Below are 21717 nucleotides of genomic sequence, written 5' to 3' on the forward strand. Positions count from 1 at the left end.
CACATGAGCAAATTCTGGAGCCCCTTCGTCAGGGACCTCGTGCCTTACGTGCCCGGCGAACAGCCAAAGCTGACCAAGCTGGTCAAGCTCAACACCAATGAGAACCCCTACGGTCCGTCGCCCAAAGCACTGGCCGCGATGCAGGCCGAGTTGAACGACAACCTGCGTTTGTACCCGGACCCCAACAGCGACCTGCTCAAGCAGGCGGTGGCCAAGTATTACGGGGTCGACGCCGGCAAAGTGTTTCTCGGTAACGGCTCTGATGAAGTGCTCGCGCACATCTTCCACGGCCTGTTCCAGCACGACCTGCCGCTGCTGTTCCCGGATATCAGCTACAGCTTCTATCCGGTGTACTGCGGTCTTTACGGCATCCAGTCCGACCCGGTGCCGTTGGATGAGAAATTTCAGATCCGTGTTGCGGATTACGCCAGGCCCAACGGCGGGATCATCTTCCCCAACCCGAATGCGCCGACCGGCTGCGTGCTGGCGCTGGACGCAGTAGAGCAGATCCTCAAGGCCAGCCCGGATTCGGTGGTGGTGGTCGATGAAGCCTATATCGACTTCGGCGGCGAAACCGCCATCAGTCTGGTGGATCGCTACCCGAATCTGCTGGTGACCCAGACCCTTTCCAAATCGCGCTCACTGGCCGGTTTGCGCGTGGGCTTGGCCGTGGGTCACCCGGACCTGATCGAGGCGCTGGAGCGGGTCAAGAACAGCTTCAACTCCTACCCGCTGGATCGTTTGGCGATTGTCGGCGCGGCAGCGGCGTTTGAGGACCGTGAGTACTTCGAGAAGACGTGCCAGTTGGTGATCGACAGCCGTAACAAAGTAGTCGCGCAATTGGAAGGCAAAGGGTTTGAGGTGCTGCCATCAGCGGCCAACTTCATCTTTGCGCGCCACCCACGGCATGACGCTGCCGGCCTGGCGGCCAAGCTGCGTGAGCAAGGGATTATCGTGCGGCACTTTAAGCAGGAGCGGATTGCCCAGTTCCTGCGGATCAGCATCGGTACGCCGGAGCAGAACCAGGCGCTGATTGATGGCCTCGGCGAGCTTTAACGGGCGCTGAAATCAAATGTGGGAGGGGGCTTGCCCCCGATGGCGGCGTATCAGTCAGTTAATGTATTGACTGACACACTGCTATCGGGGGCAAGCCCTCTCCCACATTGGTTTGTATTGGCAGTTAGATCAACGGCTCATCTGGCTTCTTGTTCTTCCAGCCATCATTGCCCGGCAGCAGCAGGTTCAAACCAATCGCTACCACCGCGCACAGAGCAATGCCCTTCAGGCCGAAGTCATCTGGACCAGTTCCGGTCCCCACCAGCACACCGCCAATACCGAACACCAGGGTCACCGACACAATCACCAGATTGCGCGCCTCGCCCAGGTCGATCTTGTGGCGAATCAATGTGTTCATCCCCACCGCGGCAATCGAGCCGAACAGCAGGCACAGGATCCCCCCCATTACCGGCACCGGAATGCTCTGCAGTAGCGCGCCGAACTTGCCGATAAACGCCAGGCTGATGGCGAATGCCGCCGCCCAGGTCATGATTTTCGGGTTGTAGTTCTTGGTCAGCATTACCGCGCCGGTTACTTCGGCGTAGGTAGTGTTTGGCGGGCCGCCAAACATGCCTGCTGCCGTGGTGGCGATCCCGTCACCCAGCAGGGTGCGGTGCAGGCCAGGCTTCTTCAGGTAGTCGCGACCGGTCACGCTGCCCACCGCAATCACCCCGCCGATGTGTTCAATCGCAGGGGCCAGGGCCACCGGGACGATAAACAGGATCGCCTGCCAGTTGAATTCCGGCGCGGTGAAGTGGGGCAGGGCGAACCAAGGCGCAGCGGCGATCTTGGCCGTGTCGACAACGCCAAAGTAGAACGACATGGCAAAACCCACCAGCACACCGGAGATGATCGGCACCAGGCGGAAGATACCTTTGCCGAACACCGCCACGATCAACGTGGTGAGCAGCGCTGGCATCGAGATCAGCATGGCGGTCTTGTACGGGATCAGTTCGGCACCGTTGTCGCCTTTACCCATCGCCATGTTGGCCGCGATCGGCGCCATGGCCAGGCCGATGGAAATAATCACTGGCCCGATTACCACAGGCGGCAGCAGCCGGTCGATGAAACCAGTGCCTTTGATCTTTACCGCTGCCCCTAGGAAGGTGTAAACAAAACCGGCCGCCATTACCCCGCCCATGGTCGCCGCCAGGCCGAACTGCTGCTTGGCGAGAATGATCGGGGTAATGAAGGCAAAGCTCGATGCCAGGAATACCGGCACCTGCCGCCCTGTCACCACCTGGAACAACAACGTGCCCAGGCCGGCGGTGAACAGTGCGACGTTTGGATCAAGACCTGTGATCAGCGGCATCAACACCAGCGCGCCAAATGCTACGAAGAGCATTTGTGCGCCAGACAGGATCTGGCGCCAAAGCGGGTCGTTGAATTCATCCTGCATGCTCACGCGTCCTTCTGCTTGGTGCCGAAGATCTTGTCACCCGCGTCGCCCAGGCCAGGGATGATGTAACCGTGTTCATTCAGGCGCTCATCGATGGAAGCGGTGTAGATCTGCACGTCCGGGTGGGCTTTCTCGACGGCAGCGATGCCTTCGGGAGCGGCGACCAGCACCATGGCGCGGATGTCCTTGCAGCCGGCTTTCTTCAGCAGGTCGATGGTGGCGACCATGGAACTGCCGGTAGCGAGCATCGGGTCAATAATCATGGCCAGGCGCTCGTCGATTTCCGGTACGAGTTTTTCCAGGTAGGTGTGAGCCTGCAAGGTTTCTTCGTTGCGGGCCACGCCCACGGCGCTGACTTTGGCACCCGGAATCAGGCTGAGTACGCCTTCGAGCATGCCGATACCGGCGCGCAGGATCGGCACCACGGTTATTTTCTTACCAGCGATTTTTTCCACCTGGACGGGACCGGCCCAACCGGGGATCTCGTAGGTTTCCAGGGGCAAATCCTTGGTGGCTTCGTAAGTGAGCAACGCTCCGACTTCCTGAGCAAGCTCACGGAAGTTCTTCGTGCTAATGTCGGCGCGGCGCATAAGGCCGAGCTTGTGCTGGATCAGCGGGTGGCGGATCTCGCGAGTGGGCATGGGAAAGGCTCCGGCGGCGGGCAAAAAAACCGGCCTAGATTAATCTATCCGAGGGTGTTGTCCTATAGGCATCTAGTACGTTAGTCCATTAAGGCTTGCTCGGAGCGCATGAGAAGCGTACCTTCGCCCGCTTTTCTTGCCACAGCACCCCCTTGGAGAGCGCCATGTCCGCTGATCTTGAGCATATCCGTCAAATCATGCGTGAGGCTGATTGCCTGTACACCGAAGCGCAAGTCGAAGCTGCGATCGCCAAGGTTGGCGCCCACATCACTCGCGAAATGGCCGACACCAACCCGGTGGTCTTTTGCGTGATGAACGGCGGCCTGATCTTCGCCGGCAAATTGCTGACTCACCTGCAATTTCCGCTGGAAGCGTCTTACCTGCACGCGACTCGCTATCGCAACGAAACCACTGGCGGCGATCTGTTCTGGAAGGCCAAGCCGGAAGTCTCGTTCATTGACCGCGACGTGCTGATCATCGACGACATCCTCGACGAAGGTCACACCCTCGGCGCGATCATCGATTTCTGCAAACACGCCGGCGCGCGCAAAGTGCACACCGCCGTACTGATCGACAAAGACCACGACCGCAAGGCTCGCCCGGACCTTAAGGCTGATTACGTTGGCCTGCCGTGCATCGACCGCTACATCTTCGGTTATGGCATGGACTACAAAGGCTACTGGCGCAACGCCAATGGGATCTACGCCGTCAAAGGTATGTGATCCAGGCCCGGCGCAGGGTTGTCATGCTATCGTGCTTGGCCCCTGCGTCTGGAGCTGTCCATGAGCCTGTTGATTCGCACTTGCGCCGCCCTGGCGCTGACCCTGAGTTTGCCCCTGGCCGCCGCACCGGCGCCTATGCATGGTCAATTTCTGCCTCCCGATGACCTCACCCTGCGGACTGAAAGCCCTGACCAGCAGCAGTTGCTGCAAGTCACGGAGTACGCGGTGGTGGTGGGCAACCAGCGCCAATCCAACCAGCAACCTATCCCGGTGACCTCGCCACTGATGCTCCGGCTGAAGGGCAAGCCCCTGAACAAAGGTGCGAGCATCAGCCAAGTGGTGCTCAACTTCGATGCCGAAAGTAAAAGCCTGAAAAAGCCGGTGTTTGACGACAAGAGCAAGACCCTGACGCTGTCTTATCCGGTGGCCCAGTACCGGGTGATCGTCGATTTGCTGCGCAATGACACGGTGTATGTTCAGTTCCTCAGTTACGCCAACGGCCATATCTGGGCGGACCTGCATACCGGCGTTGTACGTACCAAGTAGCGCTAACATTGAAGAATAAATGTGGTGGGGGATTGATCCCATATTGGTTCTTCAGCGCTTTCGAAGCCCGCGGCTCGCAGGTAGACTTCAAACCCCGTGTAAATGTCTGCAGGCTGGAGTCGGTAATGCGTAAAGATAAGAAACAGGTGATTGGCGATGAGATCGGCGACGATCAGATCAAGTTGTTCCTGGACTTCGAGCCGGTCGACGCGACTTCACCGTCCCTGCACAAACTGATCAAGGCTTATCGTGGCCTGCGTATCGACGACTTTGAGCGCTTCCTGGGCTTTTTCAAGGAAGCCGGCCTGGACCTGGATGGCAAGGATGAGCATGGGCAGACCTTCGTTGATCTGATCAAGGATCAGCGCAACGCGGACGATTACATCGAGCTGATCAAAAACGCTCGCGGCTGATTATCCCGGCCACAAAAAAACGCCCCGAGGGGCGTTTTTTTATTGCAGCCAGGCCTCAAGCGTAGCTTTCGGCCTCGTTGCTTTGCTCAACCAGTTCCAGGCTGATGTTGTTCTGCGTGTTGATCTTGCGATACAGCTCGGCATCAGTCTCAAGCACTTTTTCCCGGGCAGGGAAGATCTCGTGCAGCTTGGCTGCCCACTCACCGGCGGCTTTGGCCGGGAAGCAGCGCTCAATCAGTTCCAGCATGATCGACACCGTCACCGAAGCGCCTGGGGACGCGCCCAGCAGCGCCGCCAGCGAGCCGTCTTTGGCCGCTACCAGCTCGGTGCCGAATTGCAGCACGCCGCCTTTTTTCGGGTCTTTCTTGATGATCTGCACCCGTTGGCCGGCCACTTCAAGACGCCAGTCTTCGGCTTTCGCCTCAGGGTAGAAGCGACGCAGGGATTCCAGGCGTTGTTCCATGGACTGACGCACTTCGCTGACCAGGTACTTGGTCAGGTCCATGTTGTCGCGGGCCACGGCCAGCATCGGGCCGATGTTGCTGGCACGAATCGACATCGGCAGGTCTAGGAACGAGCCGTGCTTGAGGAACTTGGTGGTGAAACCGGCGTATGGCCCGAACAGCAGGGATTTCTTGCCATCCACTACACGGGTGTCGAGGTGCGGCACCGACATCGGTGGCGAGCCGACGGCGGCCTGGCTGTAGACCTTGGCCTGGTGGTGCTTGACCACTTCCGGGTTGTCGCAACGCAGCCATTGGCCGCTGACCGGGAAGCCGCCGAAGCCTTTACTTTCTTCGATGCCCGAAGCTTGCAGCAGCGGCAGCGCCGCGCCACCGGCGCCGAGGAATACAAACTTGGCGTCCACCTCACGGCTGGTACCGCTGTTGACGTCCTTGATGCTCACGGTCCAGCTGGCGCCGTTGCGCTTGAGGCCGGTCACGCGCTTGCTGTACTTGACCTGGGCATCCGGGGAGCTGGTCAGATGGCTAAGCAGCTGATTGGTCAGGGCGCCGAAGTTGACGTCGGTGCCATTCATTACGCGAGTGGCAGCGATTTTTTCGTCGAGCGGGCGGCCCGGCATCATCAGCGGCATCCATTCGGCCATTTCGCTGCGGTCTTCGGTGTAGTGCATGTCCGAAAACGCGTGGTGCTGGCTGAGGGTTTCAAAGCGCTTCTTGAGGAAGTCCACGCCTTTGTCGCCCTGTACGAAGCTCAGGTGCGGCACCGGACTGATAAAGGACTTGGACGAGCCAAAGGTGCCCTTTTTGGTCAGGTACGCCCAGAACTGCTTCGACACCTCGAACTGAGTGTTGATGTGCACGGCTTTCTTGATGTCGATGGAACCATCGGCGGCCTGCGGCGTGTAGTTCAGCTCGCACAGACCGGCATGACCGGTACCGGCGTTGTTCCATGGGTTGGAACTCTCCGCTGCACCCGAATCCATCAGCTCAACGACTTCCAGCTTGAGGCCGGGGTCGAGCTCTTTGAGCAATACGGCCAGGGTGGCACTCATGATGCCGGCCCCTACCAGTACTACGTCGACTGCTTCGTTATGCGCCATTTAACGCGTCTCCAAAATCTGCAGCACCAAATTGACGGCATGGCTGCCAGGAGTGACGGGGCGGTTCACGTGTTGCCCCAGGTTACCCATGGCCAGGATCGCCATGTCCGTTTCGCAATTCTTTGCAACTTCGGCGCACGCTTCCTGCCCGGCCTAATCTGCCTATGAACGCATTCATGGGCGCCTGTGGCAATTCGACTTATGGTCAAAGCGTGCGATTCGTGCAATCAATCCGTAGCGGACAGGCTCAAGCTCCGGTTGTTGAGGAGTACTCAGTCCTGTGTGGTTGGGCTGTTCCAGACGCTGATGGTGCTTTTACAAACGCCAAACTATTCATTTGCTCGCCACACTCTTGTGAAGTTGTGAAAACCCGTTTTTTCACGCTCTTTTGAAGACGTGAACCTCAAAAAAGGGCTGCCTCAGCCTGGCACTTGGCCCGCAAGACATCTGCCGACACGCGGCAATACGGGCAAACAACTCAAGTGGCCGAGCGCAATGGCAGCTCTGGCAGATTCGGTAAAGGCGGGTGGTTTGCAAAGGAAACAGCAAGCGCGCCAGCTTCACTCGATCTGTGTGGGCGGCTCTCTGTGGGCGATTCTTGGAGTTAATACCGAGGCATTAACGATGCTGCGAGGCCCGATCAGGAGACGTCCTTATAATCGGGGGGAGATTGTAGCGAAGAACGTCAGGGAAATGGGCGTGTTTTATGACTTTTATTAGGTCTTCGGTCAGGCGGCCAACGGCTGGTGCCGCGGCGACCGCGCCGGGCGTGGGCTGACACGGGCGCCGGCGGGCAGCGGGTGGTGCATCCAGCTCAGGCGGATTTCATCAATTTCCACCCAGCCGTCGCCCAAAGGCGGCTGGCTGCACTCTTTGAAGGCCTGGCAGCGGCCTTGCGCATCAAGCCGGGCGAACTGGCGAAGGGCAGGTTTGCGCGTAAACAGCGTCCAGAGAAAATGCATGGCGATAGACCTCCTGAGATTGAGGCCAAGCATGCCTTGCGAGGATGACGAGCCCATGTAACGGCTATTACATATCGGTGACAGCGAACCGCTGTCGAGCCGACGAGTCATAGGTTGTAACTGACGCTAGTTCCCTGCGGGGGCGCCCCGTTATACTGCCGGCCTGTCGGTACCTGATTTCTGGAGAGAAGCGCATGTTGCAACGCCTGTTGTTCGGTTTGATCACTGTGACCAGTTTGACCTTGGTTGGCTGCGCCAACAGCCCGCAACAACTGAGCCCGCAACCGAAGCTCACCACGCAGTTGGCGCCAGTGGGTCATGGTCAGCCAGTGTCGGTGCGTGTAGTGGATGGTCGTCCTTCGCCAACGTTGGGCTCTCGCGGGGGCTTGTACCCGGAGACCGCGCTTATCTCGGTGACTGGTCAGGACGTGCTGCCCAAGTTGCAAGCTCAGGCCGAAGCCGCCGTGCGCCTGCTGGGCTTTACCCCGAGCGCCAACGCGCCGGGCGCTCCTCAGTTGACCATCACCTTGGCTGAGCTGAAGTATCAGTCGCCTAAAGAAGGTCTCTATGTGACTGAAGCCGCCATCGGCGCAACCTTCAAGTCCGATGTCACCGCTGGCACCCGTCGCTATAGCGGTCGTTACGGCGCATCGTTGAACCAGCGTTTCGGTATGTCGCCGAACCAGGAAACCAACACCAAGCTGGTCAGCGACGTCCTGAGCGACGCCTTGACTCGCCTGTTCAAGGATCCAAGCATCGGTTCATTGCTCAGCTCGCAGTAACCGTCCAAATAAAAACCGGGCTCAGTCATGTGCCCGGTTTTTTTTCGTCTGCAGTTTCACGCGGCGGTGTCGATACAGAAGTCCAGCAGGCTCACACCCGTCAACAGGTCGGCCTCTGGCGAGTCTGCATGCTGGTGCCCGCCAAGGGCGCAATAGACCAGCCAATGGCGGTCCTGCACGTTGAACGCCAGGCTGCCGACCAGCGCCTCCTGCTCATCGCTTTGGGCAATTAGATACAGCCGATCCTGGTTGTGCGCGTGCAGCATGACAAGCTCCTGAGTGTTCGAAGGGCAACAGAGTGGCTTGTTAAGGTGACGTTCAGGTGACGCCGTAAATTACTGGATACATTAGCCGTCCATGGAAGATGGAGCGGTTTGGCGCTGGCCGCCTCTACCGTTCAGGTTGATATCGGAACCGATACCCAGACACCGTTTCACCCGAGGTTTGCGATGGCGCTGCCCGCACTGTTGATCAATGTTGTGGCTTTATTGGTGGCCTGCTCCGGTGCAGCGCTGCTCTCCATCACCCGCCTGCGCGAGCAGCGCGCCATGGCTGACCTGGCTGCGCAAAGTGAAGCGCGCGCGATTGATCAGCCCATGCTGTTCCTGGACGCGCGTACCGAGCGGGCAAATCGTGTGGCTTACCGCATCGGGTTCGCCTGCCTGGTGCTGGCGCTGGCTATTTCCTGGCTCAGCACCCGAATCTAAAACACGGCAGAACCAATGTAAGAGGGGGCTTGCCCCCGATAGCGGTGTGTCAGCCAAGTATTCATTAGCTGACTCACCGCTATCGGGAGCAAGCCCCCTTCCACATTTTCTGATCGGTGTTTACAGCGGGATTCCGGCCTTGACCCGATATTGATTACGCACCGGCGTCGCATATTGCACCACCAGAAATGGTCGGTGTTCCGCCGGGCATTCGTTCAAGCGCCGTTCCCACTCAGCTTTCGCCTTCGCCAGCTCATCCGCCGGGAACACTTCGGCCGCCTTTGGCACCTGCAATTGCGGGTCGGCGTCGGCCCACTGGGCGTACGCCAGGTAGTGCACCGGGAATAGCCGATAACCGCCGAGAATTTGCCGATCCATTTCCACGGCCAGCACTTTGGTGTCTTCGAAGCGCTCGCTAATAGGCGGCGCGAAGTTGATGTGCACGCGGCCTTTGTAGCCGGTGATGCCCAGGGCAATGCTCACGTCATCTTCACCCTGTGCCTTGACGTAGGTCCCGGTGGTGGCGCGGATATACAACTCGCGGGCCTTGGCTGCATCGCACGGGTCGTACTCGTAGCTGATGGATACCGGCGTCAGGTTCAGTGACTGGATCACCTCGGCAAACGGCTCGTCCTTGCGGCTGACATGGAACATCTTGAGGATGGCTGACTCGGTGCGGTCATCCCCATCCTTGGCGCGGCCTTCGGCCTGGGCGATCCAGATCGACTGGCAGTCGTTGCGTATCGAATGATTGATGTAGGCCGATAGCAGGTTGAACGCCGCCATCTTCTCCTTTCGCCCGGTGATCGAGCGGTGCACGATAAAGCTCTTGTTCAGGCGCATCAGGTCGCTGACAAACGGCTTTTGCAGCAAGTTGTCGCCGATGGCGATGCGTGGCGTCGGCAGGCCGGCGTGGTACACGGCATAGTTGACGAAGGCCGGGTCCATCACGATGTCGCGGTGGTTGGCCAGAAACAGGTAAGCGGTACCGGATTTGAGCTGTTCGACGCCTGTGTAGGTAACGCCATCGGTCGCCCGGTCAATGGTATGGTCGACGTAGTACTCGACTTTGTCCTGCAGCGTAGCCACGGTGGTGACGCCGGCAAATTCACGGCGCAGCTTGCGGGCAATCATCGGCTTGAGCAGCCAGCCCAGGGCGCCGGCAAAGCGCGGGAAGCGGAAGTGGGTCAGGATGTCCAGAAAGGCCTTGTCACTGAACAGTCGGTCCAGCACTGCCGGGACTTCGCTGTCGTTGTAAGGTCGGATGGTATCGAATTCGCCCATCATGCTCTCTTGTTAGAAACGGCTAGGGTAAGTAGAGGAAATATCAGGGTGCGGCCCGAGTAATGGGCTCGGCCGGAAATAGCCCTGTAAATAGACCGGCGATTATACGCACAAGTCACCTTGGAGGCTGCGATGCTGGAAACTACGACGTACGATTGTCCTTATTGTGGTGAAACGGTAGAGACAGCGGTGGATTTATCCGGCGGTGATCAGACCTACATAGAAGATTGTCAGGTATGTTGCCGACCGATTATTTTCGACCTGCAGGTCCATGGTGAAGAGTGGATGCTTGAAACCCGCAGTGAAAACGAATAACAGGCAAGCTCATGCAGCGAATCTACGAACCGGAAAACCTGATGGAAGGCGAGCTGCTGCAACAGATGCTCGCCAGCGAAGGCATCGAAGCACATTTGGTGGGGCGCCATTTGCTCGGCGGCACCGGCGAGCTACCGATCTTCGGACTTTTGGGTTTGGAAGTAGACAATGACCGGGCGGCTGATGCCCGGGAGCTGATTACTGCCTATATCGGGGCGCAACCGCTGCCGGGTGATGAACCCGACAGCTTCCCCGACGTGCTGGTCTGTTAGGCTGTCGGCCGGTTTACCCAAGAGTCGTGTTGCCCCATGTGTGGACGTTATGCCCTGTTTCGCTGGAATCCCTCCTTTGCTGCCTTGCCAGGCTTTCCGGCTGACCAGCAGGCCCAGTGGAACATCTCCCCGAATGATTCGGTGCTGATCCAGCGCCTGAACGACGGCCATCACACCCTGGCCCGCGCCCGTTGGGGCCTGACGCCGCCCTGGCTGACCGACCTTTCCCGCACCCCGGCCCATGCTCGCGCCGAAACCCTCGCCGAGCAGCCGATGTTCCGCGAGGCCTTTCGCCAGCGCCGCTGCCTGCTGCCCGCCAATGGTTTTTATGAATGGCGCGGCACCCAGCGCAAACGCCCGTACTGGCTGACGCCGGGGGAAGGCTCCACGTTGTTTTTTGCGGCGATCTGGGAGGCCTACCCTGTGCAGGAGCAAGTGTGGTTGAGCACGGCGGTGGTGACCCAGGCGGCCCAGAGCCAGCGCCGGCCGCTGATTCTTGATGCCGCAGGGCAGGTCGCCTGGCTCGATCCCGAGACGCCGTTGCATGTGCTGCAAGGTCTATTGGCCAGTGAGCCCATCCCACTGCGCGAGCGGGTCCTGGCTAATATGGTCAACGATCCCAAGCTCAATGGGCCGGAGTGCCTGACTCCGGCCTAAACCTGAAGGCGCCGTGGGATGTATCCGAAAATCCGCGGTTACGCGTCTGTTGTATCTGGCGCTGATACAAATGAGCGCCTACGATACGCGCCATGTTTTGAGGGCGTTTTTCAGGGCGTCTTTTTCAGGGAGAGAGTGTTGATGAAAAGAACATTGGCGGTAAGTGTATTGGCTGCGGCGATGCTGCTGGCTGGGTGTCAGTCGGTCAATACCACCAGCGGCGGCGCCGTTGGGGTTGAGCGCAAGCAATACATGTTCAGCATGCTGTCGAGTCAGGAAGTCGACCAGATGTATGCCCAGTCCTACCAGCAGACGCTGGGTGAGGCCAGTACCAAAGGCCAGTTGGACAAGACCAGCGCCAACGCCAAGCGCGTGCAGGCAATTGCCAAGCGTTTGATCGCCCAGGCGCCCACCTTCCGTCCTGATGCAGCGCAGTGGAAGTGGGAAGTGAATTTGATCAAAAGCGATGAGATGAACGCCAACTGTGGGCCTGGCGGCAAGATCTTTGTGTACAGCGCACTGATCGACAATCTCAAGCTTACCGATGACGAGTTGGCAGCAGTGATGGGCCATGAAATCGCCCACGCCTTGCGCGAGCACGGTCGTGAGGCAATGTCCAAAGCGTACGGTATCGAGATCGCCAAGCAGGGTGCTGGTGCGTTGTTCGGCTTGGGTCAAGATAGCCTGGCATTGGCGGACACGGTTGCCAACTACGGCATGACCTTGCCCAACAGCCGGAGCAATGAAAACGAAGCGGACCTGATCGGCCTGGAACTGTCGGCTCGCGCCGGCTACAACCCGAACGCCGCCATCACGCTGTGGAACAAGATGGCCAAGGCATCGGAAGGCTCGCCACCGGAGTTCATGAGTACTCACCCGGCGTCGGACAGCCGAATCGCGTCCTTGCAGGCGGCGATTCCTAAGGTGATGCCGTTGTATCAACAGGCCAAGAAGTCCTAAGGCTGATGAAGATCCAAATGTGGGAGGGGGCTTGCCCCCGATGGTGTTGGGTCAGTTAGCAGATGCATTGACTGATCTACTGCTATCGGGGGCAAGCCCCCTCCCACATTGGATTGGGTTTGCAGGCTTAGATCCTTAGATCCAGCCGCTGCTCTGCATGGCCTTGTACACCGCCACGATCGCCAGGACAAAAAACGCCGTAGCCGCCAGTCGACGAATCAACGTCAGCGGCAGTTTCTCCGCCGCGAAATTCCCCGCCAGAACCACCGGTACGTTGGCAATCAACATGCCCAGAGTGGTGCCGATAATCACCAGCCACAGCTCCGGATATTGCGCGGCCAGCATCACCGTGGCGATCTGAGTCTTGTCACCGATTTCCGCCAGGAAGAATGCAATCAGCGTGGTCAGGAACGGCCCGAACTTGCGGGTGGTACTGGCTTCGTCATCGTCGAGTTTGTCTGGCACCAGGGTCCACAGCGCAGTGGCGCAGAAGCTCGCTGCGAGGATCCAGTGCAACACCGCATCCGAGAAAAAACTGCCAAACCAGGCCCCCACTGCGCCTGCAGCCGCATGGTTGGCCAGGGTCGCGGCGACGATGCCGGCGATGATTGGCCAAGGCTTGCGGAAGCGAGCAGCGAGAATGAGCGCGAGCAGTTGCGTCTTGTCGCCGATTTCGGCCAAGGCAACGATTGCGGTAGGAACGAGTAATGAATCCAGCATCAGGTAAGTTTCCAGGGGCGGGTCGACACGGCTATGACACGTACAGCCTTCCCGCCCCGGGTAAGGTGTGCGTGTCATAGGTCTTGTCAAACCCCGGTCCGTCTGTGCGGACTCCTGGGTCGCATACGCCATGGTCTGTTGACCAAGTATGTTGACGTATGCCGGACGAGCGTGGCGCTCGTGGGAGACTACTCCCCTAGGACGGAGCGGATTCTGCCTAGGCAAAATCCATTCGGCAAGCCTTCTTTTTCAAATAGCCATCAGCCGCGTTTGGCACGGTAGATGCGAAAACCATTGCCCTCGGCCTTGATCGCACACACGCCCAAATGCTCTTCAATCAGCGGTTGGTATTTCAGGAAACTGTTAGCTACCAAGCGAAGTTCGCCGCCTTTTGCCAAGTGTTTCGCTGCTTTTCGCAGCAGGTTCTCGGTGGCGAAATAATCGGTGTGCACACCGACATGGAACGGCGGGTTGCTCAAGATCGCATTCAGACCCATCGGTGCAGCATCGATGCCATCACCGGTGAGCACCTCGGCTTCCAGCCCATTGGCAGCGAGGGTCAAGCGGCTGCTGGCAGCGGCGAAGGCGTCCACGTCCAGCATCGTCACGCTGTTGTGCGGGTAGCGACGTTTCACCGCAGCCCCCAGCACGCCGGCGCCGCAACCAAAGTCCAACAGATGGCCACTCGGCAATTTGTCCAAATGCGCCAGCAACAACTCGGTGCCACGATCCAGGCGGCCATGGCTGAACACGCCCGGCAGGCTCACTACTTTGAGCGGACCTTCGGCCAGTGGCACTTCGAAGACTTGCGCCAGGCTCTCCAGTTCCACTGCTTGCGGCGCGTTGGCAACGGTGATTTGCCACAGCTGGCAATGCCGGGCGTTGTCGAGCTTGCGCGGCTTGCCGAAGGGGATCATCTGCTTGGCGGCACTTTCGATACCGCTTTTTTTCTCGCCGACCAAAAACAGCTCGGCGCCGGGCAGGCGTGCGGCCACGGCGTTGAGCAGGTAGTCAGTGAGGTCCTTGGACTTGGGCAGGAAAATCACCGCGGCGTCGAACTCACGCTCTGGCACATTCACGCCAAATTGGCTGCGGTCCGGGAAGCGTGCGTCGAGCGCCGCTTGGTCACCTGCATGCCAGCACCACCCATGGGCGTTGGGCAGGCGACCCAGCAGGTCGTCGGCGGGCAAGCCCACCAACAGCAGGTTGCCTTGAAAAAGTTCGGCCTGACGAAGCAGTACTTCACTGCGCGGATCCATGGTCTGCTCCTTGAAAAGGGGCGCAGTTTATCAACTGACGACGCGCAGCGGGGCGCCGCTGAAAAAGCCCAGGGCGTTTTCCGTCAGTTGGCCGACGATCCGCTGCCGCGCTTCGCGACTGCCCCAGGCATTGTGCGGTGTGACGATCAGCCGGGGAATGTCATCGGCCAGCAACGGGTTGCCGTTGACCGGTGGCTCCACGCTCAGCACATCGGTGGCCGCGCCGCCCAAGTGACCGCTGCGCAAGGCATCCGCCAGGGCCTGTTCGTTGATCAAGCCACCGCGCGCGGTGTTGACCACAAACGCGCCTGGCTTGAGCAGTGCGAGTTCGCGGGCGCCGATAAAGTCGCGAGTGTGCTCGTTGAGTGGGCAGTGGAGGGTGAGTGCGTCCACTTGGGCCAGCAGTTCATCCAGGGGCACGCGGTCGGCACGTGCAGGGCGCCCGGGAATGGCCCCAAGAATTACGCGCATGCCAAAAGCCTCGGCCAGCCGCGCCACGGCGCTGCCCAATTCACCATGGCCGAGCAAACCGAGGGTTTTGCCTTCAAGCTCGACGATGGGGTAGTCCAGCAGGCAGAACTGCTTGGCTTCTTGCCATTTGCCTGCGCTCACATCGCGCTGATAGTCCTTTACACGCGTCACCAGGTTGAGCAGCAGCATGATCGTATGCTGCGCCACTGAAGGCGTGCCGTAGCCCTGGCAATTGCTCACCGTGATGCCGTGGGCGCGGGCGGCGTCGAGGTCAACGTTGTTGGTGCCGGTGGCCGATACCAGGATCAGCTTGAGGTCCGGGCAGGCCGCCAGGGTTTCGGTGTTCAGGGCAATCTTGTTGCTGATAACTACTTGGACGCCTTGCAGGCGCGCAATCACATTCAGCGGCGTGGTATCAGAGTACAGCTGCAGGTCGCTGAAGCAGTCTCTCAGACCGCTGAGGTCGAGGTCCCCAAGGTCCAGGGACGGGTGATCAAGGAAGACGGCGCGGCGATTGTTCGTCATCAACTGTACCTTTTGCGACAGGGTTCGAAGGCGTAATCTGCCGAGCCTATCAGATGAAATAATCCGTTACTTAATGGAGTGAATATGTACGCCGCCGAGTTTTTGACCGTAGCCCTGATTCACCTGTTGGCGGTGGCCAGCCCCGGCCCGGATTTCGCGGTGGTGGTTCGCGAAAGTGTTACCCACGGCCGTCGCGCCGGGACTTGGACCGCGCTGGGTGTGGGCTCGGCGATTTTTCTGCACGTGGGCTATTCGTTGCTCGGTATCGGCCTGATCGTTTCCCAGTCCATCGTGTTGTTCAACGCCCTGAAATGGGCGGCGGCGGCCTACCTGCTGTACATCGGCTTCAAGGCCCTGCGCGCGCAACCGGCCAAGCCTGTCGCCGAGGGCGAGTTGCACCGTGAAGCGGGCGAGCGCACCCCGCGCGGCGCGTTTACCGCCGGTTTCGTGACCAATGGCTTGAATCCCAAGGCCACGCTGTTCTTCCTGTCGCTGTTCACCGTAGTGATCAACCCGCACACGCCGCTGGCGATCCAGGCCGGTTACGGTGTGTATCTGGCGGTGGCGACGGCGCTGTGGTTTTGCCTGGTGGCGATGTTGTTCAGCCAGCAGCGCGTGCGCGCAGGCTTTGCGCGGATGGGGCACTGGTTTGATCGGACCATGGGGGCGGTGTTGATTGCAATCGGCGTGAAACTGGCGTTCACGAGCATGAAGTAAACGCGGGTCTCAAGTGAGCACAATCGAATGTGGGGGCTTGCTCCCGATGGCGGTGGATCAGTCAATACATGTGTCGACTGAAACACCGCTATCGGGAGCAAGCCCCCTCCCACATTTGACCTCTAGTGTCCCTGGATAATGGCGCAAAGCTAGCATTCACTGGGGGCTGCAAATCATTCCTTTGGCTGATTTAGCTGAAACATAAGCGCTCTACAGTGCAGATCGTTCAGCCAAGACCGTGCAGTCATAAAAGGGATTCGTATGTTGCAGACCCGTGTTATTCCCCCCGCCGAAGGTGCGTACCAATATCCGCTGTTGATCAAGCGCCTGTTGATGTCCGGCGCCCGCTACGAAAAGACCCGGGAAATCGTCTACCGCGACAAGCTGCGTTACACCTACCCGACCCTGATCGAGCGGGTCGCGCGCTTGGCCAACGTGCTGACCGAAGCCGGGGTAAAGGCCGGTGATACCGTGGCAGTGATGGACTGGGACAGCCATCGTTACCTGGAATGCATGTTTGCTATCCCGATGATCGGCGCGGTGATCCACACCATCAACGTGCGCCTGTCGCCGGAACAGATTCTCTACACCATGAACCACGCCGAAGACCGCTTTGTGCTGGTCAACAGTGAGTTCGTGGGCTTGTACCAAGCCATCGCCGGGCAACTTACCACCGTCGACAAGACGCTGCTGCTCACTGACGGTGAATCAAAAACGGCCGAGCTGCCTAACCTGGTAGGCGAGTACGAAACCCTGTTGGCTGCCGCCAGCACCAAGTACGACTTTCAGGATTTCGACGAGCATTCCGTCGCGACCACGTTCTACACCACCGGCACCACCGGTAACCCCAAAGGCGTGTACTTCACCCACCGCCAATTGGTACTGCACACCATCGGGGTGTCGACCATCATGGGCTGCATCGACAGCGTGCGCCTGCTGGGCACCAACGACGTGTACATGCCGATCACGCCGATGTTTCATGTGCACGCCTGGGGGCTGCCGTATGTGGCGACCATGCTCGGCTTGAAACAGGTCTACCCCGGCCGCTACGACCCCGAATACCTGGTGGAGCTGTGGCGCAAGGAGAAGGTCACTTTCTCCCACTGCGTGCCGACCATCCTGCAAATGGTGCTCAACGCCAAGGCCGCCCAAGGCGTCGATTTTGGCGGTTGGAAAATCGTCATCGGTGGCAGCGCCCTCAATCGCACGTTGTATGAGGCGGCGAAGGCGCGTGGGATTCAGCTGACCGCTGCGTACGGCATGTCCGAGACCGGGCCGCTGGTGTCTTGCGCCCACCTCAACGAAGAACTACTTGCCGGCAGCGAAGACGAGCGCATCACCTACCGCATCAAGGCCGGCGTGCCAGGGCCGTTGGTGGACGCGGCAATCATCGACAGCGAGGGCAACTTCCTGCCCGCCGACGGCGAGTCCCAGGGCGAGCTGGTGCTGCGTGCGCCGTGGCTCAGCGAGGGCTATTTCAACGAGCCGCAGAAGGGCGCGGAGCTATGGGCCGGCGGCTGGATGCACACCGGCGATGTGGCCACGCTGGATGCATTTGGCGTGATCGATATCCGCGACCGCATCAAGGATGTGATCAAGACCGGCGGCGAGTGGATCTCCTCCCTGGCCCTTGAAGACCTGGTCAGCCGTCACCCGGCGGTACGCGAAGTAGCGGTGGTGGGCATCGCCGATCCGCAGTGGGGCGAGCGTCCGTTTGCGCTGCTGGTGGTGCATGATGGCCATGTGATAGGGGCCCGCGAGCTCAAGGAGCACCTCAAGCCTTTTGTCGAACTGGGCCATTTGAGCAAGTGGGCGATTCCGAGCCAGATCGCCGTTGTTACCGAAATTCCCAAGACCAGTGTCGGTAAGCTCGACAAAAAACGTATCCGTATTGACATCGTCGAGTGGCAGGCCAACAACAGTACCTTCCTGTCCACCCTCTGAGCTGATTTGCCGTGCCCTCGTGGCACGGCGATGCTCTATCTCGCGCCCTCACTTGTGATTTGCCAATTTTCAGCCATCCTTGCCGCGTCGGCCTTCGCCGACATGGCGAAAGGGCTGTGGCAGACGGGTTGGTGATGCAAATCACACTTTAGAGGGATCAAGCGGTACCCCCTGCTGGCTATAGTCCCACCCAGAGTTTTTCAAGGATGCGTCGCTTCGGGCCATGGAGGTTCAGTTGCCAGGCGGCATTGGAATCGTTGTATTCCGGCCGTTACAAGCATCACAGAAAGAACTCACTGCCATAACAATAATGCACATGGAGTAGCGTCGATGACCTCAGTAAACCAGTTCTGGCGCCGGGCAAGACTGCCCCTGGCCGTCAGTCTCGCCTCTACGCTCGCCGGGCCCGCATTCGGCGTCAGTTTCAATATCGGTGAAATCGAAGGGAGTTTTGACTCGTCGCTTTCGGTGGGGGCGAGTTGGTCGACAGCTAAGCCCAACCAGGATCTGATCGGCGCCAACAACGGTGGTAAAGGCCTGTCCCAGACCTCCGATGATGGACACTTGAACTTCAAGCGCGGTGAAACGTTCTCGAAGATCTTCAAGGGTATTCATGACCTGGAGTTGAAATACGGCGACACCGGTGTATTCGTGCGCGGCAAGTACTGGTATGACTTCGAACTCAAGGACGAGAGCCGTGAGTTCAAGGACATCAGCGACAACAACCGCAAAGAAGGCGCCAAGTCTTCTGGCGGGCAGATTCTCGACGCGTTCATCTACCACAACTACGCGATTGCAGATCAGCCGGGTAGCGTGCGGTTCGGTAAGCAGGTGGTGAGTTGGGGCGAAAGTACCTTCATCGGCGGCGGCATCAACTCCATCAACCCGATCGACGTGTCTGCGTTCCGTCGTCCGGGCGCCGAAATCAAGGAAGGCCTGATTCCGGTCAACATGTTCTATGTGTCGCAAACGCTGACCGATAACTTGTCGGCGGAAGCCTTTTATCAGTTGGAATGGGATCAGACCGTCACGGATAACTGCGGGACGTTCTTCTCACAGCCGGACATCGTGTCTGATGGCTGCAAAGACAATTTGAGGGTGCTGAATAAACGCTCCGCTGTCCCGGCGCAATTCTTGCCTGCGTTGGCAGCCCGTGGAGTTGATATCAACAATGAAGGTGTCTTGGTAAAACGCGGTCCTGATCGTGACGCACGTGACAGTGGTCAGTGGGGCGCCGCGATGCACTACAACTTCGAGCCGCTCGACACTGAGTTCGGTGCGTACTTCATGAACTATCACAGCCGGGCGCCGATTTTCAGTGCGCAAGGCGCTTCTCGGGCGGCGTTTGCCAGTGCTGCGCAAGTGGGGCAATTAGCGCCGCTGGTAGTCGCGGGTAACTCCAACTACTTCATCGAGTACCCAGAAGATATCCGTCTGTATGGCTTAAGCTTTTCCACCACCTTGCCTACCGGGACGGCCTGGAGCGGTGAGTTGAGCTATCGCCCGAACGCGCCGGTGCAGTTGAACTCCACTGACATTCTGTTTGCTGGCGTGAAGCCGCTTGGCGGCCCGGTTTTGGGTAATGCCTCCTTGCTCAACGGATCGCCAGGTCAGGATTTGCATGGCTATCGTCGTAAAGAGGTCAGTCAGTTCCAAACTACGTTTACCCACTTCTTCGACCAAGTCATGGGCGCCAGCCGTTTGACCCTGGTTGGTGAAGTAGGTGTCACCCATGTGGGTGGTCTGGAAAGCAAGTCGGACGTGCGCTACGGCCGTGACCCTGTCTTTGGCCCGGGCACACTTCCGAACAATGCCTGTAACGCGCTGAATACCTCCACCGCGCAAGGTGCTGGGCTTGCCAACGCCAACGGCTTGAGCACCAACTGCAACAACGATGGCTTCACCACTGCCACTTCCTGGGGCTATCGCGGTCGGGCTATCTGGGAATACCCGGACGTCTTCGCGGGTGTAAACCTTAAGCCAAACGTGGCCTGGTCCCATGACGTCAAGGGCTATGCTCCTGGCCCTGGCGCTAACTTCGAAGAGGGTCGCAAAGCCGTCAGCCTGGGGCTGGACGCCGAGTACCAGAACACCTACACCGCCAGCCTGGCTTACACCAACTTCTTTGGTGGCAAGTTCACGACGGTGAATGATCGCGACTTTGTCGCCCTCAGCCTCGGCGCGAACTTCTAAGCACACTGTATTTTCAGGAAGAACCAGAACATGAAAATAACCAAAAGTCTGTTGCACGTCGGTGTGCTTGGGCTGTCGATCCTGGCGAGTAACGTCATGGCGGCAGTGTCGGCGGATGAAGCCGCCAAGCTGGGTACGAGCCTGACCCCGATGGGCGCTGAAATGGCCGGTAACGCGGCGGGCACTATCCCTAAGTGGTCGCCACTGCCTACCAACGCGGGTGCTGTGGATGCCAAAGGCTTCCTGGCCAACCCATACGCCAGTGAACAACCGCAATTCACCATCACCGCGCAGAACGTCGAGCAGTACAAAGACAAGCTGGCACCGGGGCAGTACGCGATGTTCAAGCGTTACCCGGAAACCTTCAAGATGCCGGTCTACCCGACCCATCGCGGCGCTACCGTGCCGGCGGATGTGTTCGCCGCCATCAAGAAGAACGCCACCACCACCAACCTGGTGTCGGGCGGCAACGGCCTGGAAAACTTTGAAACCGCCGTACCGTTCCCGATCCCGAAAAGCGGCGTGGAAGTTATCTGGAACCACATCACCCGTTATCGCGGTGGCAGCGTGACCCGCCTGGTGACCCAGGCCACGCCGCAAACCAACGGTTCCTACAGCCTGGTGTACTTTCGCGACCAGTTCGTGTTCCGCGACAAGATGAAGGACTTCGATCCGAAAAACCCGGGCAACGTGCTGTTCTACTTCAAGCAGCAAGTGACCGCGCCGGCACGTCTGGCCGGTGGTGTGCTGCTGGTGCACGAAACCCTGGACCAAGTGAAGGAGCCGCGTTCGGCGTGGGTCTACAACGCCGGCCAGCGCCGTGTGCGCCGGGCGCCGCAAGTGTCCTATGACGGGCCGGGTACCGCCGCCGACGGCCTGCGTACCTCCGATAACCTCGACATGTACAACGGTGCGCCGGATCGCTACGACTGGAAACTGGAAGGCAAGAAGGAAATCTACATCGCCTCCAACAGCTACAAGATCGACGATCCGAAACTCAAGTACGCTGACATCATCAAGGCCGGCCACATCAACCAGGACCTGACGCGCTACGAGCTGCGCCGTGTCTGGCATGTGGTCGCCACTTTGAAAGAAGGTCAGCGCCACATCTATGCCAAGCGTGACTTCTTCATCGACGAAGACACCTGGCAAGCGGCAGTGATCGATCACTACGACGGTCGCGGCCAACTGTGGCGCGTCGCCGAGGCCCATGCCGAGAACTACTACGACAAACAGGTGCCGTGGTATGCCCTGGAAACCCTCTACGACCTGCAGTCCGGCCGCTACCTGGCTTTGGGCATGAAGAACGAAGAGAAGCAGGCCTATGATTTCGGCTTCACCGCCACGACCAGCGACTTCACCCCAGCGGCCCTGCGCCAGGACGGTGTTCGCTAAGCGGCACGAGTAACTCAATGTGGGAGGGGGCTTGCCCCCGATAGCGGTGTGACAGTCAGCACGTGTATTGACTGATCCGCCACTATCGGGAGCAAGCCCCCTCCCACTTTTTGTTTGTGGCGATATTTTTTGTCTCAGTTCTTTTTCAGGCAAATGTTGCAAAGATCTACAAAGCTGCTGCTTTTACCGCTAGTCTGCGGACATCTGCAATGC

The 21717-nt window shown here is 59.2% G+C and carries 23 protein-coding genes and 1 riboswitch; of the genes, 14 read left to right on the forward strand and 9 right to left on the reverse strand.

The annotated features are described in order from the left end of the window. Positions 1-3: 3 nt before the first annotated feature. Positions 4-1056 carry a histidinol-phosphate transaminase gene (gene hisC / locus LRO94_RS05400; protein WP_032886289.1) on the forward strand — a complete coding sequence of 351 codons (1053 nt, stop codon included), beginning with the start codon at positions 4-6 and terminating at the stop codon, positions 1054-1056. Positions 1057-1180: 124 nt separating this feature from the next. Here hisC and LRO94_RS05405 read toward each other — a convergent pair whose 3' ends face one another. Then, positions 1181-2455: a uracil-xanthine permease family protein gene (locus tag LRO94_RS05405; protein ID WP_179179512.1), complete on the reverse strand. Its 1275-nt coding sequence runs from the start codon at positions 2453-2455 to the stop codon at positions 1181-1183. Between the two features lie 2 nt (positions 2456-2457). Beyond that, on the reverse strand, positions 2458-3096 hold the full coding sequence (gene upp / locus LRO94_RS05410) for a uracil phosphoribosyltransferase (protein WP_004372055.1): 639 nt from the start codon (positions 3094-3096) through the stop codon (positions 2458-2460). A gap of 164 nt (positions 3097-3260) precedes the next feature. Between upp and LRO94_RS05415 the strand changes: the two genes are divergently transcribed. The 3 genes from LRO94_RS05415 (at position 3261) to LRO94_RS05425 (ending at position 4777) form a co-directional block, all read left to right on the forward strand. Next, complete coding sequence (locus tag LRO94_RS05415) at positions 3261-3818, forward strand: hypoxanthine-guanine phosphoribosyltransferase (protein WP_032886291.1); 558 nt, start codon at positions 3261-3263, stop codon at positions 3816-3818. 60 nt (positions 3819-3878) lie between these two features. Next, positions 3879-4364, forward strand: coding sequence for a hypothetical protein (locus LRO94_RS05420; RefSeq protein WP_032886293.1), 486 nt, complete (start codon positions 3879-3881; stop codon positions 4362-4364). 125 nt (positions 4365-4489) lie between these two features. After that, positions 4490-4777 (forward strand): PA4642 family protein, encoded by a 288-nt coding sequence (locus LRO94_RS05425; protein ID WP_095183854.1) that lies wholly within the window; start codon positions 4490-4492, stop codon positions 4775-4777. Between the two features lie 55 nt (positions 4778-4832). Here the strand turns inward: LRO94_RS05425 and mqo are convergent, their stop codons facing one another. Both mqo and LRO94_RS05435 read right to left on the reverse strand, forming a co-directional pair. Next, positions 4833-6341, reverse strand: coding sequence for a malate dehydrogenase (quinone) (gene mqo, locus LRO94_RS05430; protein ID WP_179179511.1), 1509 nt, complete (start codon positions 6339-6341; stop codon positions 4833-4835). Positions 6342-7069: 728 nt separating this feature from the next. Continuing rightward, positions 7070-7303: a hypothetical protein gene (locus LRO94_RS05435; RefSeq protein WP_032886296.1), complete on the reverse strand. Its 234-nt coding sequence runs from the start codon at positions 7301-7303 to the stop codon at positions 7070-7072. Positions 7304-7497: 194 nt separating this feature from the next. On the opposite strand from LRO94_RS05435, the gene LRO94_RS05440 reads away from it, so the two are divergent. After that, entirely contained in the window at positions 7498-8085 is a 588-nt protein-coding gene (locus LRO94_RS05440) for a YajG family lipoprotein (protein ID WP_032886297.1), read from the forward strand. 56 nt (positions 8086-8141) lie between these two features. Here LRO94_RS05440 and LRO94_RS05445 read toward each other — a convergent pair whose 3' ends face one another. Then, entirely contained in the window at positions 8142-8351 is a 210-nt protein-coding gene (locus LRO94_RS05445) for a hypothetical protein (RefSeq protein ID WP_032886298.1), read from the reverse strand. Positions 8352-8534: 183 nt separating this feature from the next. Here LRO94_RS05445 and LRO94_RS05450 point away from each other — a divergent pair, with 183 nt between their 5' ends. Then, the gene (locus LRO94_RS05450; RefSeq protein ID WP_095184310.1) at positions 8535-8792 is read left to right on the forward strand and encodes a hypothetical protein; all 258 of its coding nucleotides are present in this window, start codon (positions 8535-8537) and stop codon (positions 8790-8792) included. Between the two features lie 120 nt (positions 8793-8912). On the opposite strand, the gene LRO94_RS05455 is transcribed toward LRO94_RS05450, so the two are convergent. Further along, the gene (locus LRO94_RS05455; protein WP_177326426.1) at positions 8913-10076 is read right to left on the reverse strand and encodes a 1-acyl-sn-glycerol-3-phosphate acyltransferase; all 1164 of its coding nucleotides are present in this window, start codon (positions 10074-10076) and stop codon (positions 8913-8915) included. Between the two features lie 132 nt (positions 10077-10208). On the opposite strand from LRO94_RS05455, the gene LRO94_RS05460 reads away from it, so the two are divergent. From LRO94_RS05460 to LRO94_RS05475, 4 genes are all read left to right on the forward strand, one after another. Further along, positions 10209-10391 carry a CPXCG motif-containing cysteine-rich protein gene (locus tag LRO94_RS05460; RefSeq protein WP_081797681.1) on the forward strand — a complete coding sequence of 61 codons (183 nt, stop codon included), beginning with the start codon at positions 10209-10211 and terminating at the stop codon, positions 10389-10391. 11 nt (positions 10392-10402) lie between these two features. Continuing rightward, on the forward strand, positions 10403-10663 hold the full coding sequence (locus LRO94_RS05465; protein ID WP_095183856.1) for a putative signal transducing protein: 261 nt from the start codon (positions 10403-10405) through the stop codon (positions 10661-10663). Positions 10664-10699: 36 nt separating this feature from the next. After that, positions 10700-11320 (forward strand): SOS response-associated peptidase, encoded by a 621-nt coding sequence (locus LRO94_RS05470; protein ID WP_179179510.1) that lies wholly within the window; start codon positions 10700-10702, stop codon positions 11318-11320. A 141-nt stretch (positions 11321-11461) separates the two neighbouring features. Then, the gene (locus tag LRO94_RS05475; RefSeq protein WP_032886302.1) at positions 11462-12280 is read left to right on the forward strand and encodes a M48 family metallopeptidase; all 819 of its coding nucleotides are present in this window, start codon (positions 11462-11464) and stop codon (positions 12278-12280) included. A gap of 135 nt (positions 12281-12415) precedes the next feature. Here the strand turns inward: LRO94_RS05475 and LRO94_RS05480 are convergent, their stop codons facing one another. The 3 genes from LRO94_RS05480 to LRO94_RS05490 all read right to left on the reverse strand — a co-directional run bounded on the left by LRO94_RS05480 (position 12416) and on the right by LRO94_RS05490 (position 15255). Then, positions 12416-13000: a TMEM165/GDT1 family protein gene (locus tag LRO94_RS05480; RefSeq protein WP_005784895.1), complete on the reverse strand. Its 585-nt coding sequence runs from the start codon at positions 12998-13000 to the stop codon at positions 12416-12418. A gap of 88 nt (positions 13001-13088) precedes the next feature. Then, a riboswitch (yybP-ykoY riboswitch) is annotated at positions 13089-13210 on the reverse strand. Between the two features lie 50 nt (positions 13211-13260). Next, positions 13261-14259, reverse strand: a complete 999-nt coding sequence (locus tag LRO94_RS05485) for a class I SAM-dependent methyltransferase (RefSeq protein ID WP_032886303.1) — start codon at positions 14257-14259, stop codon at positions 13261-13263. 30 nt (positions 14260-14289) lie between these two features. Beyond that, entirely contained in the window at positions 14290-15255 is a 966-nt protein-coding gene (locus LRO94_RS05490) for a 2-hydroxyacid dehydrogenase (protein ID WP_032886304.1), read from the reverse strand. An 84-nt stretch (positions 15256-15339) separates the two neighbouring features. On the opposite strand from LRO94_RS05490, the gene LRO94_RS05495 reads away from it, so the two are divergent. The 4 genes from LRO94_RS05495 to LRO94_RS05510 all read left to right on the forward strand — a co-directional run bounded on the left by LRO94_RS05495 (position 15340) and on the right by LRO94_RS05510 (position 21504). Next, a complete protein-coding gene (locus LRO94_RS05495; protein ID WP_016978297.1) occupies positions 15340-15972 on the forward strand; it encodes a LysE family translocator in 633 nt (210 codons plus the stop codon). 261 nt (positions 15973-16233) lie between these two features. Then, a complete protein-coding gene (locus tag LRO94_RS05500; protein ID WP_032886305.1) occupies positions 16234-17916 on the forward strand; it encodes a fatty acid--CoA ligase in 1683 nt (560 codons plus the stop codon). Between the two features lie 330 nt (positions 17917-18246). Continuing rightward, the gene (locus tag LRO94_RS05505) at positions 18247-20109 is read left to right on the forward strand and encodes a DUF1302 domain-containing protein (RefSeq protein ID WP_032886306.1); all 1863 of its coding nucleotides are present in this window, start codon (positions 18247-18249) and stop codon (positions 20107-20109) included. A gap of 30 nt (positions 20110-20139) precedes the next feature. Next, positions 20140-21504, forward strand: a complete 1365-nt coding sequence (locus LRO94_RS05510; protein ID WP_032886307.1) for a DUF1329 domain-containing protein — start codon at positions 20140-20142, stop codon at positions 21502-21504. Positions 21505-21717: the final 213 nt, after the last annotated feature.

Source organism: Pseudomonas sivasensis (assembly GCF_021391435.1).
Classification (GTDB): Bacteria; Pseudomonadota; Gammaproteobacteria; order Pseudomonadales; family Pseudomonadaceae; genus Aquipseudomonas; species Aquipseudomonas sivasensis.